This window comes from Sphingobacterium cellulitidis (assembly GCF_043187465.1).
Taxonomy (GTDB): Bacteria; Bacteroidota; Bacteroidia; order Sphingobacteriales; family Sphingobacteriaceae; genus Sphingobacterium; species Sphingobacterium cellulitidis.
On record NZ_CP171136.1, the window covers coordinates 3,011,449 to 3,024,016 of the forward strand.

The following is a 12,568-nucleotide window of genomic DNA, read 5'->3' on the forward strand; positions in this document are numbered from 1 at the left end:
AACTGTACCTAAAAATTCTTTTGTTACTTACGTTCTTACCAAATTGAATATTATTCCCTATTTTTACCTGACTTATTAATCGGGGACATGTTAAAACAAACATTACAACAAAAATTATTACAGAAACTTTCACCGCAACAAATTCAATTTATCAAATTGCTTCAGGTACCTACTGTTTCATTAGATGCACGGATCAAGGAGGAACTTGAAGAGAACCCTGCTTTGGAAGATGGAAGTTTGACTAACATGAATGAACCGGTTGAGGAGTATCCTGACAAGGATCCTGATGATGACTTCAATATGGAAGACAACAGCTATGACGATGAGTTTAGCGTGGATGAATACATACAAGAAGATGATTATAAGGACTATGGCGGTGGCTATGACCATGATGATGACGAAGGGAAAAAGGAGATTCCTATTGCCGTTCAGGATTCATTCTTTGAGAACCTACAGAATCAGCTAGACCTCTTGGCGCTATCGGACAAGGATTATGTTCTTGGTCAACAAATCATTGGCTCATTAGATGATGATGGCTATTTAAGAAGACCTATCCTTTCCTTAATTGATGACCTTGCATTTTCACAGAACGTCATTGTCGAAGAAGATGAAGTTGAGGAGATGCTGAAGATTGTACAATCCTTTGATCCTCCAGGAATTGGTGCAAGAAACCTTCAGGAATGCTTAGCTATCCAATTACGTAAGAAAGACCAGAATAATCCGATCATTCAACAGGCGATGCAAGTTGTTGAGAATTATCTGGATGAGTTCACCAAAAAACATTACGATAAAATCGAAAAGCAACTTGGGGTAAATTCCGAGGAGTTAAAAGAGATCGTAAATGAAATATTAAAGCTTAACCCAAAACCGGGAGATTCAGGTGCTGTTGCTGGAAAGCAATTACAGATTATTCCGGATTTCCATATTTCAAATAATGATGGTGTCCTGCACCTAACTCTTAATGGACGTAACGCCCCAGAATTAAGGGTATCCCGCTCCTACCAGGAGATGTTTGAGCATTATGAAAAAGCAGAGAAAAACGACAAAAAAATGCGTGAAGCAGTTCAATTTGTAAAACAAAAACTGGATTCAGCAAAATGGTTTATCGATGCTATCAAACAAAGACAACAAACCCTATTGAAAACCATGAACGCAATCATGGAATATCAATATGATTATTTCCTAACCGGAGATGACAGAATGCTTAAGCCAATGATTTTAAAGGACATAGCCGACAAAATCGAAATGGATATTTCAACTGTTTCGCGGGTTGCAAACTCTAAATATGTTCAAACGGAATTTGGCACATTCTTATTGAAATCATTCTTCTCCGAAGCTATTCAAACAGAATCAGGTGAAGAGGTTTCCAACAAGGAAGTCAAGAAGATTTTGGAGGAGTGTATTGCGAACGAGGATAAAAGAAAGCCTTTGGCAGACGAAAAGCTGACTGAAATTCTGAAAGAAAAGGGCTATTCGATTGCACGTCGTACGGTTGCGAAATATAGGGAAGCGATGAACATCCCTGTGGCACGTCTAAGAAAAGAATTATAGAATTTTCAAAAATTTTCTTGCATAATAAAATATAATCTACTAAGTTTGTAGAGTATTCAGAATTGCATAAGCAATACCAACCGAGTGGGAGTCACCGCGGTGGTAAATCGATACGGGCGAGCAGCCAAAATAAACGAATCTTGCAAGGTCCAATAGACGTCTCTGAATGCAATTATGGTTAAACACTTTAAACATTAATTGTATGTCCAACACAACAAAACCCTTACATCAACATTTAGTGGAGAAATTCCACCATTATTCCAACAATGAATTGGTCATTTTGAACAATGATTTGGTGAATTCCAATTGGGGAACCAACAAAACGGCCTTTAGGACTGCCCTATTGAGCACCTTGTCCAATCGCGGAATTGACCTTTCAGCAATCATCAGTACTGAAGATGGTTTTACCCAGATTCAAAGAGTTCCAGTAAAATTATCAGAGAATAAATTAATTCCTATTTGTTAGCAGAAATAATAGGCTTTGAGATGGGGACATAATATTCTCATCTCAAAGCTCTAATCCATATGCTATTTATTCAAACCATTAATTGCGTACAATGCAAATGTCCCCAACCAATGACTTCCCATATAATCATCCTCTTTGCTTAGATTTTTAATAGAAAAATTAAAATGTTCTACCGCATTTGCTTGAAGATGTTCCAAGCTTGGATCCATTTTGGAGATTCCAGATAAACATGCAGAGCGACTATAGTTCAATCCATCCAAATGAACCAATTTTCCATCTGTTCTATCTTTTACAATTGCTGGATTCAATTCAAACTTTTGGCTGAATAAATCGGGCATAAAGTCTTTCAACCAGTTTATATAAGTAGTTTTATCCATTATTTTACTCATTAGGAATGCTTCCTCCAAACATGGAGACAGGAAATCATAACCACTTGGCTCATAAGCTAAATCACAATTTCTATCAGCCTGGAATAGACGGGTAGAATTTTCTTTGATGGCTTTTATGAATTCCTCGTTCCCAACGGTATTGGCATAATCCAAGGATAAGGATAAGCTAAAGGCAGAATTATCATGTTGACCAGCTCGGATTGGGTAAACAAGTTTAGGTAGATACTCAATATATTTTGAAACCAATAAATCGACCAAAGGTTGTAAGTTTGTTTTCCACCTTTTAGCATCCTGATCTTCCCAGTTGTACAATTCTTCCTGAAGTTTAAATAACCAAGCCCATCCATAAGTTCTTTCAAAGCTTAAATTATTCTTATCATTGAAAAAAGCTATTTCAGTGGCAACATTTTCGGCTGTGATATGATCATTCAAGACCTTTCGCATAGTCCCTTCCTTATCCAATTCAGGGAATTGCTTTAAAAGTTTAATTACCGACCAGTATCCATGTACGGAGGAGTGCCAATCAAAACAACCATAGAACACCGGTCTAAGTTTTTTAGGGGATTTCAGGTCAGTATCCGAACCTAGAACTTGGCCTAATTTATTTGGATATTCAACTGGGATACAATGCGTTGGCATATCATATATAATCTTCGCGAGATCAGGAGATAATGTTACATTTTCATATTTCTTTCCTTCAGGGTTTTCCCTGGTTTTAGACTCATTAGAACAGCTTGTTAGAAGTAAGGCTACACCCACAAGGATGTTTAGACATATTTTTTTCATACTAGTAAAATTGGCAATATATTTGAGTTATAAAAATAACATTTATAAACTATAACAATCTACAGTATGAACATTAGTGATTTAATTTCAGGAAGTATTGGTTCCCAAGCTACTGAAGGGATATCTGAAAAATTAGGACTAGATAAGAATCAAACGCAATGGGTAGTTTCGGCTGCAATTCCATTAATGATGTCGGCATTAAATTACAATGCGCAGAAAAGTCCTGAACAAGCTCAAGGCATTCAAAACGCATTAGACTCACATTCAGGAGGGATTTTTGATAATCTAGCAGGATTATTCAATCAGGGACCTACTGAAGATGAAGATAAAATTGTGAACCATATTTTCGGAAAGAACACCGAAACGGTTAAGCAATCCCTTTCTGAGAAATCGGGAATTAGCATTGGAAAAATTGGTGGTATATTGGCCCTTTTAGCGCCATTAGTAATGGGTTATTTGGGCAAGAAAAAACAATCTGACGGCGGCTCCTCTGGCGGCATTGGCGATTTATTGGGAAGTATTTTAGGTGGAGGATCTTCAAACGCAGGTGCTTCCGGTGGTGGTATCGGCGATTTGATTGGAAGTGTATTGGGTGGCGGATCTTCTAATTCAGCCGGTAATGCACAACCAAATATTGCAGGCGGATTAGGGGATTTAGTTGGGCAATTCTTTGATCAGAAAAATGACAATAATGCCAAAGGAAGTATTTTAGATAGCCTGGCAGGCATGTTTGGAAAATAAGCACAGAAAACATATCTCTTAAAGGATTGATCATCACGATCAATCCTTTTTTATTTTTAGGGATATTCAATTCCTTTAAAGCGTAAAATTTTCTCCTTTTAAACTCTCAATCCTTAAAGATTTCAATTTTCGAATTCCAAAAACGATTATATTTACCCTATGGAATTAAAAATTAGCTTCAAGAATGATTATTCAGAAGGAGCACATCCCAATATTCTAAATCTACTTTTAAAAACCAATCTAGACCAAGAAGCAGGTTATGGCGATGATAAATTAAGTAAGGCTGCGAAGAGTTTTATTAAAAAACGTATTTCCAACGCTGATGCGGAGGTATTTTTTGTTTCTGGAGGTACCCAAGCAAATTTATTGGTGATTAGCCATTTGTTAAAACCCTATGAATCTGTAATAGCAGTAGACTCGGGACATATTGAGGTTCATGAAACAGGTGCCATAGAAAATACGGGACATAAAATCAATTGTATCCCGAATAAGGAAGGGAAAATAACGGTAGCAGGTATACAATCCGTTTTAGATGTCCATACGGACAATCATATGGTAAAACCAGCAATGGTTTATATTTCGCAAAGTACCGAGATTGGTAGTATTTATAGTAAGCGAGAAATTGAGGAGATTGCTTTCTTCTGTAAGGAAAATCAGTTAAAATTCTTTATCGATGGAGCAAGGTTGGCCACTGCTCTCACCTCCCCTTCCAGTGATGTAAGTATTGAGGTGATCGCCAGATTAGCGGATGTGTTTTACATTGGAGGAACAAAAAATGGAGCGCTTTTAGGTGAGGCTATAGTATTTAAGAATTCTGTTTTAGCAGAGGGCTTTGATTATTACATTAAGCAAAAAGGAGCTTTAATGGCGAAAGGCAGGATTTTAGGAGCTCAATTCTATGCTTTATTTGAGAATGATCTTTTCTTTGATCTTGGCAAGCATGCCAATGCTATGGCAAGCAAACTTGCAGAAGCATTAAAACAACATGGCTATTCATTTGCGAGTCGACCAGTCAGCAATCAGCTTTTTCCAATCCTACCCTTAACAGTTATTAAAAGACTAATGGAAAAATATGAGTTTTATGTTTGGCAAAAGCTTGACGACTCACAAGCCGTAGTTAGGATTGTTACCTCTTGGGCAACAGAGGAATCTTGGGTTGATAGTTTCATCTCCGATCTTCAAGTAGAAATTTAGGTTAAGTTAGATGAATTCCTTATTTTAGGAGAATACCCTAAATCTAAGCAATGATAGTCGAAGAATATGTGATCCTTGTTGATCAGGATGATCGTGAAATTGGTGAAATGGAAAAACAAGAGGCTCATCTTCAAAATAAGAAACACCGGGCATTTTCGGTTTTTCTTCTGGATGCGTCTGGAAACATTATTTTGCAACAAAGAGCCGACTCAAAATACCATAGTCCGGGTCTATGGACAAATGCCTGTTGTGGGCATCCAAGACCTAAAGAGTCTACCATAGATGCTGCAAAAAGGAGAACTTTTGAGGAGTTGGCCATTCATATTGACATTGAGGAAATCCTGCAGTTGAGTTATGAGGAAGAGTTAGATAATGGTCTATGGGAGAATGAATATGACCATATTTTTGTAGGTAGATATAATCAGGAAATATCGAATCCAAATCCTGAGGAAGTTAAGAATTTAAAGTATATCCCTAAAGAGGAATTGGAGCGAGACCTTGCAGAAAATCCGGAAAATTATACCTTTTGGTTTAAATTAATCTTTCCTAAAATCAAACAATATTTAGCATAAAAAAAGGCATAAGAAGTATAAATACCTCTTATGCCTGCCATATCTTTAATTTTTATCCCTACCACCATTCAGCATTAGGCAAATAATAATGTGAGGTATCTAACGCGGTTTGCCATGGTGCCAATTCAAACAGATAGCCTCTCTGAGAAACTTTCCAAGGGTAATTATAGTCATATTTACCCCATCGAAATTCAACTTTATAAGTTTTTCCTTCGGGGGTACTCAATGTTCCAAACAATCTAGGATCTGAAGATCCAGAAACTCCATTTGTGTACATTACTGCTTTGTCGAAGACTAATTTGGAATTAGCATCGACCGAATCACTTAATTTTATTTCTGGGTTTTCTGCTCCCAGGCTAGCCATATAGGAATTCCAATAGGATTGATTTGTATCAGACAATGCATAAGGGTAATCCTTCTTGACCGGATTTTTCTCCATAAATAATCGGATTGGTCTTTTTGTAATCAGTTCTTTGCAAATTATTTCTTTGTAAGGAGCTTTTTTACTAATGCTGGTTGATTTTGTTTTTACGGTTTGTATAATTGCTAAGACAAACAACAAGAATCCTACTACAATACAAATAATAAATATTTTAATCACTTTTTTCCCTGTAATACCCTCTTTAATTCCCATTTTTATTTTTTCTCTGTCAAACTAAGCTCTAAACTACCGTCTTCGGAAACGAGATCAATCTGATAGTCTCCATGTTCGATTTTTTTCATTGGAATTGTTTCCTCTTCAAAATCCGTGCTATTCATTTCAATTGAAGGTTTGACGCTAATACTTTTTTCTCTTGCTCTAGAAATTAAGATGCTTCCTTCTCCGGCGTCGATAAATTTAACCCAAGAGAATCCAGCTCCTTTAGAAACTTTTGATACCGGATCACGTTCTAGAAATCGTCCAAAATATAAATCTCCAGCATTTATTTTTTGAGCCATTGGTGGATTTTCAGGATTGATATTTGGATTAGGTTTCAGGAAGGAGTCATAAGTCAGATAGGCGAATAAAGCGACCATTCCCAATAGGAAAATATAGCCAAAGATGGTGGGTTTGAATCGATGTGGAGCTGCAGGCACATGTTTTTCGCACTCCTTCGCATAATTCTTCATTTCATCGGTCCATTTTCTTCTAGAAATGGTTTTTCCAGTGATATTATCATAATAAACAGCTTCCGAATTTTTGGCATAGCCTGTTAACAGGGCTGTCCCAAAGTAATTCCTATAATAAACAATAATCATAGGGTTATTGGAATTGACCGGATTTTGCAAGTGATCTGCAACATAGGAAGCGTATTTAACTTTATCTACTCTAAAAAACATATTAATTTATTCTTGAATTAAGCCTGAGAAATAATAACTTCAGATTCCCAGCCATTATAAGTTCCATTATATACTTGCGCCTTTTCCCAGAGAGGCAGGCACAATTCATCTATCTGCTCATAGGAAACATAATCATTCCTGGAAATCCCCAATTTCCATTGATCACCACGTTTCTCCATCATGAACAAGACGAAACGTTCATTTTCTGCAAATTCCATAAAATGACCCGCATCCTTCTCAGCGTTGAAAACTAGATAATGGTTAACTTTTCGAGATTTCACGAGATTATCACCAGCTTCAGTTAGCTTTCTTAATACCAGCCTATTTTTAATCATCTCCAATTGAAAGGGCAATGGGTAAGCTAGATTGAAATAGTCGCTCCAGTCAGGATCAGCTCGATGATCTATTTGATAAGTAAGTTGATGATTGAATGCTTTATCGATTTGCGCTAAGAATACTTTACTATCATCAACTTTGCTACAGTAATACATTTGTAAGCGTTCCGAATTCATGGTCAAAGTGGCAACATGGAGGAGGTTTTCTGCGAAGCGATGATTTAATTCAGCGATTTCATCTTCAATTTGTTTGATCATCTTGTAACTTTCCAAACTAGGAAGTCCATTATCATTCGCAAAATCAAAGGGAATTATCAGGTAGAAAACTTCAGGCAAGACTTTCACAGGAGCAATCTTAGCAATATTTAAATCTACAATCACCGAAGTTTGTTGGTTATTTATTCTTGAAAAATAAACTTGCCAATTCTCCTGATGCTTTGGGATTGATATCTTTCTTTTAAAGAATGAATTTAACATTTCTCTTCATTAGGTAAAACATAGATAATTGTATTACCAAATGTAAGAGGCTACTTTTAAATGTCCGAATAAAGGTATTGTTGAATTATATAAAATAACCAGCTTGGATTGGGGGAAAATTGGTTTTAAACCGTTTCTTCTTTTAAATAATCTAAAAATTGGGAAGGTGTAACCCCAGTACTTTTCTTAAATGCCTTACTGAAGATACTGTGGGAAGAAAAACCACTTACCTCGGCCAGGTATGATATCTTATATTGGTCGAATTTAGGTTCATTCTTTATTTTTTCTATAATATAGCGAATCCTCAATCCATTGATATAATCATTAAAGTTCATCTCCTTATGAGTATTGATAATTTTCGACAAGGTGATGGTATTGGTTTCAAGGTAACTTGCCAGAAATGCCAAGCTCATTTTACTATCCACAAACAACTCCCCTTCTTCGAACTCTTCCAACTTATCAAGAATTCTAGCAGTTTTATCATCTATCTCCTTGGATTGATTTTCAGCTATAGCTTCCTGATTAACTGCCTCTTTTTTATTAAGGGCCAGGTCTTTATTTTTCTTATTCTGACTTAATTGTTCAAGGTAATCCTGAATCTTCTTTTTATTCTTTTTATTTTCCTTGATCTGGTAAACGAGTACCACTCCTAATCCGGCAATTAAAATTGCCAATCCAAAGAGGATATATCTTAATTTGAAATTTGTACTTTCTTTGGCGGAGATATCCTTTTGTAATTTTCCAACCTCAAGGTTATTGATAAAGGAATTGATAAAAGTAGATCGTTTGTTATCATTCAATGCTTCATCCTGTTCCATGTATAACCCAGAATAACGCAGTGTTTTCTCGGTATCCCCCAATTCCTTACTTGCCAGGGATGCATATCGGTAGGATTCCATTTCATATTTTATATAATCTGCTACCAGCATATGATTATTAATAGCATTCTCTAGATAATCCAGGGATTGCTGATAATCTTCCAATTGATAATATGCCATTCCTAAGAAGACTTTCGCCATATAGGCATCCTCTTTGAAATCCTTTCTTTGGTTGATATCAATCACTTCTTTAAAGAAAGGGATTGCTTTTTCAAATTCCTTTTTAAAGAAATGATATTTCCCTTTTACAAGAATTTCATGAACAAAGGTGCTTGTGGTGTCACCTTTAAAATTCTCTGCATAAATATCATCTACGAGTTTCAGGTTCTTTTCAGCATGGTCGAAATCTTCTTTTAGAATATAACCACATGCTAGGTTTACGGCTAAAGTGGCAATTGAATTAATATGGAACCTCTTTTCTTCAAGGGGCATTTTATCGGTCTTGATAGCTTGCAACTCCTTGATGCCTACTTCCAAATTATGATTATATACATCGAAGTTTCCACTTAAATAGTAAAAGTAATCATACTCTGCTTTGGCAAGAACTCGATCAGTGCCATCCGCAAAACTCTCCACAAACTTTTCAGCTTGTAAAAAGGCTTCTTTACTTTTAGCATATTCAGATTTCTTATAATATACCTCAGCTGCTCCCATTTTAGCATTGAATTGATTGTTGGGATCATTGGTAAGTTTAGAGATTGAATCTAATTTTTGCAGGTACTTAAGGGTAATATCCAAGTCGCCATTTTCGGCAGTTAGGTAATAATACCAGGTATATAATAATTTTTTTTCGTCTTGGCTGAGTTTCTGTTTTTCGAGGTAGTCCAGGTAAAGGGTAGATCGAGTTTCAAATGCCTTGTCTATTAATTCATCATGGGAGTATTTGCTTAAACTATCAGCAGTGTTTTGAGCATTTGTAACAAAACCACTTAACAATAAGTTGATAAAAACAAAACAAGATAAAATTGAATACTTACTCCTCATGTACTGAACTACAGTTAAATAATCATAGAATTAGATAACCAGAATTAATTTTTTTGCGAAGAACAATTTAAATTAAATGGTCATTAGCGTAAATATAATTTTTTTTACCAATTATGATGAACTTCATTATCAAAATGCTAATGTTTTCACAAAATTAATTACATGTTCAACCATTTAATTTAATATTCATAATAAGCAATTATGAGGTAGGCATGGCTTTCATTACTTTTTTCATGACGGCTGGCAAGTGTAGTAAATCAAAATCGTGATCAAATAATAAATAGCGTTTTTCCCATTTATTGCAATATTTATCCTTAAAATCTCTTTGGTTATGAAACTTTTTGAATTTTGGAAAATTACTGGATACAAATTGCATGATATGTTCTGCAGCATTATCAGGTTTTTCAATTCCAACCAATGGAACCATACCTAGATTGATATATCTAAAATCGTTGGACTTCGCATATTCAATTAATTTGACGATCAATCCATCCATACAAGCACTTGGGGCATCAGTCACTTTACGGAATAGATCATAGGTACATTCATCCAAAGCGTAATCGGGAATAATATTTAAAAATGATACAACTTTCCCTTCCTTATTTTCAATGCAGATGATATCTGAGGAGCGCAAGTTTTCCATATCAAATTGGCCTTGGGAAAAAATCACTTCTGTTCTGTTATTTTCCAGGAGCCATTCTCCAGAAACGGCCGCCAATTCGCTCAGCAATTCCTGAGATTGAGGTGCAGTGTGAATCACCGCCTTATAACCATTTTTTTCCAGGTAGTTCAATCCATTACGTAAGGATTTTCTAGACTTACCTTGCAAGGAGAACTGTTGCACATCTACAATTCCCTCCTCCCCGATCAATAATTTCTTTTTCTTCAAACTTTGAAAGTTCAATAAGCCATCCTCAGATATTCTGAAGTAAATGCTCTTTAAACCATTTTTCATACAATATTCATCGAACTCCTGAATAACATCTTCCTTATCTGTCCAATGACAAACAGGTTCGTCCAAAACCACAGCATATTTATTTGCCACTCGGTAGGAAACAAAACCTAGGTAGAATTTAGAGAAATAGAGCTCTTTTTCATTTGAGATTTTAAAATAATCAAGCGAAGAATTTCCAAATCTTTCCATGAGATTCTTGGCTAATGCCCTTTTATCTTGATCACAGTTGGCAGCGATATATTTTTTTGAGCGAAGGATCGTATAAAAAAATAAAATCCAGCAGCCAAAACCCAATGCATGTATTATATGCAAAAACTCCCTACCGAAATTAGTTCTAGGTTCTAGTCCTGCATCCGAAAACAACAGGAAACCACGCATGGCATAGATAAAAGACTCCCTCCAAGTAAAATCAATTCCGAAATGTCTTTTGTCAATAATATAAAAACTGAGAGTTTCAAAAATTACGATGGCAATAAAACTAAAGATGAAAGTCAATACCCCTATTCTCACCCAATAATTATTGGCTTGAACCCGATATTCCTTATGATTGAAGAGTAGAAAGACCAGGGTAATTGCAGCTACGATAGATTCTTCATAATCGATGCCCTTTAATAGGTGACCTATTAAGGATATCACACAAAAACAAGAGGCAAACCAGAAAGCATTCCTGAATCCTTTCAACAAATAGGTTGAAGAAACAATCAAACCTATACCAATAATCAGAACCATTAGTTTGGAAATAGCGAGAGTTTCCGCAGGGAAATAAAATCGTTCCAGGTGCAATCGATCCGCAATTGGAGGTAAAAGGACCGATATAATATTGATTATTCCTAGAATAAAAATCATGACTGCAGGTCCAATTCGAGTGAGTAATTGGGTTCCTTTCATTGAAAAGGAAATAAATCCAAAAATAAGGGGCAGCCAAAATTCAAAGAATCGATACAGAATGGTGATACCTATCCCTTGTTCATGGGTATATCCGAATTTTTTAAAAATTAAGAACATGGATAACTCGACAGCACCCAATCCGCGCAAAAAAGGGGAAACAATCATTAAAAGGGTAGAAATAATATAACCTAGGATTGCAGCTTCGAAGGACAATGGCAAGCCCAAAGCCATCATGGCAATTAGGATATGGATAATCCCGCAAAACTCCACCAATACACTAAAAAGAAGTGATAAAGCCAAATAACGTTTATTTACAGCGGATGAAAAGAGATTTGAAATTTGGAAAATCGTTTTTGGAAACTTTTTCTCAATGAAATAATAGATTGAAGTCTTATAACGAAAAGAGTAAATTATATAAAAAGAAATGGCCAGGATTAATCCTAAGGTCAATAAGGGAATCAGGAGATTTCCGTATTGCTTACTTTGGAAAAAACTATAAAGCAAAGCAGGAACAGCTAATAAAAAAACCGAGAATAGGGCAATATAACCATAAACGATACTGGTTTGATGAATCAGAGTTTTATTCAGGTTCATCCGTCTAAGTTGAGTAGTTGTATAGGCCAAGGAAGAAATACCTCCTGCAGGAAGGAATACGCTTAAAAAATTACGTTTCAGAAATAATTCTAGGGCAACCTTTAAACTAATGTTTATACCCACTGCTTTAAAGCTGGCTACATACATATAGCCTTCCATGAAAATAAAGAAAAACGTCAATAATAATCCGCCAATGAACCAATAAGGATTGCAACTTTGGATTAAAGGCATAATTTGTTCAATCTCCTTGCGTTGATCCCTGAAAAATATAAATGCGAATAAGATGATGAGAATACCCAGTAATTCCTTCCAGTAACGTAAAGGTTTAAGTTTTTTGAGGTAAAGAGCTACTTTTTTAGCCATAAAAAATAAAAAAATCAAAAAGTTTGTATAAAACTAGATAGCCCATATTTACAATTAGTTAAAAAATTATAATTT

At 35.6% G+C, this 12,568-nt stretch carries 11 protein-coding genes and 1 riboswitch; of the genes, 5 read left to right on the plus strand and 6 right to left on the minus strand.

The window, feature by feature from the left end; all coding sequences use genetic code 11:
* Nucleotides 1-87 precede the first annotated feature (87 nt).
* A complete protein-coding gene (gene rpoN / locus ACF3OC_RS13300; RefSeq protein ID WP_094255895.1) occupies nt 88-1,551 on the plus strand; it encodes an RNA polymerase factor sigma-54 in 1,464 nt (487 codons plus the stop codon).
* 47 nt (nt 1,552-1,598) lie between these two features.
* Nucleotides 1,599-1,693, plus strand: a riboswitch (SAM-I-IV-variant riboswitch).
* 60 nt (nt 1,694-1,753) lie between these two features.
* Complete coding sequence (locus ACF3OC_RS13305) at nt 1,754-2,017, plus strand: hypothetical protein (RefSeq protein WP_094280060.1); 264 nt, start codon at nt 1,754-1,756, stop codon at nt 2,015-2,017.
* Nucleotides 2,018-2,079: 62 nt separating this feature from the next.
* Here the strand turns inward: ACF3OC_RS13305 and ACF3OC_RS13310 are convergent, their stop codons facing one another.
* Nucleotides 2,080-3,192, minus strand: coding sequence for a DUF2891 domain-containing protein (locus tag ACF3OC_RS13310; RefSeq protein ID WP_392469406.1), 1,113 nt, complete (start codon nt 3,190-3,192; stop codon nt 2,080-2,082).
* A 66-nt stretch (nt 3,193-3,258) separates the two neighbouring features.
* Here ACF3OC_RS13310 and ACF3OC_RS13315 point away from each other — a divergent pair, with 66 nt between their 5' ends.
* From ACF3OC_RS13315 to idi, 3 genes are all read left to right on the plus strand, one after another.
* Complete coding sequence (locus ACF3OC_RS13315; RefSeq protein WP_392469407.1) at nt 3,259-3,933, plus strand: DUF937 domain-containing protein; 675 nt, start codon at nt 3,259-3,261, stop codon at nt 3,931-3,933.
* A gap of 159 nt (nt 3,934-4,092) precedes the next feature.
* Nucleotides 4,093-5,127: a threonine aldolase family protein gene (locus ACF3OC_RS13320; RefSeq protein ID WP_392469408.1), complete on the plus strand. Its 1,035-nt coding sequence runs from the start codon at nt 4,093-4,095 to the stop codon at nt 5,125-5,127.
* A gap of 50 nt (nt 5,128-5,177) precedes the next feature.
* Nucleotides 5,178-5,699 carry an isopentenyl-diphosphate Delta-isomerase gene (idi, locus tag ACF3OC_RS13325; protein ID WP_094280056.1) on the plus strand — a complete coding sequence of 174 codons (522 nt, stop codon included), beginning with the start codon at nt 5,178-5,180 and terminating at the stop codon, nt 5,697-5,699.
* A 58-nt stretch (nt 5,700-5,757) separates the two neighbouring features.
* On the opposite strand, the gene ACF3OC_RS13330 is transcribed toward idi, so the two are convergent.
* The 5 genes from ACF3OC_RS13330 to ACF3OC_RS13350 form a co-directional block, all read right to left on the minus strand.
* On the minus strand, nt 5,758-6,333 hold the full coding sequence (locus tag ACF3OC_RS13330; protein ID WP_392469409.1) for a hypothetical protein: 576 nt from the start codon (nt 6,331-6,333) through the stop codon (nt 5,758-5,760).
* Between the two features lie 2 nt (nt 6,334-6,335).
* The gene (locus ACF3OC_RS13335) at nt 6,336-7,019 is read right to left on the minus strand and encodes a hypothetical protein (RefSeq protein ID WP_392469410.1); all 684 of its coding nucleotides are present in this window, start codon (nt 7,017-7,019) and stop codon (nt 6,336-6,338) included.
* A gap of 17 nt (nt 7,020-7,036) precedes the next feature.
* The gene (locus ACF3OC_RS13340; protein ID WP_277711350.1) at nt 7,037-7,831 is read right to left on the minus strand and encodes a DUF695 domain-containing protein; all 795 of its coding nucleotides are present in this window, start codon (nt 7,829-7,831) and stop codon (nt 7,037-7,039) included.
* A gap of 125 nt (nt 7,832-7,956) precedes the next feature.
* Nucleotides 7,957-9,693 (minus strand): helix-turn-helix domain-containing protein, encoded by a 1,737-nt coding sequence (locus ACF3OC_RS13345; protein ID WP_392469411.1) that lies wholly within the window; start codon nt 9,691-9,693, stop codon nt 7,957-7,959.
* Between the two features lie 199 nt (nt 9,694-9,892).
* A complete protein-coding gene (locus ACF3OC_RS13350; RefSeq protein ID WP_392469412.1) occupies nt 9,893-12,493 on the minus strand; it encodes a phosphatidylglycerol lysyltransferase domain-containing protein in 2,601 nt (866 codons plus the stop codon).
* Nucleotides 12,494-12,568: the final 75 nt, after the last annotated feature.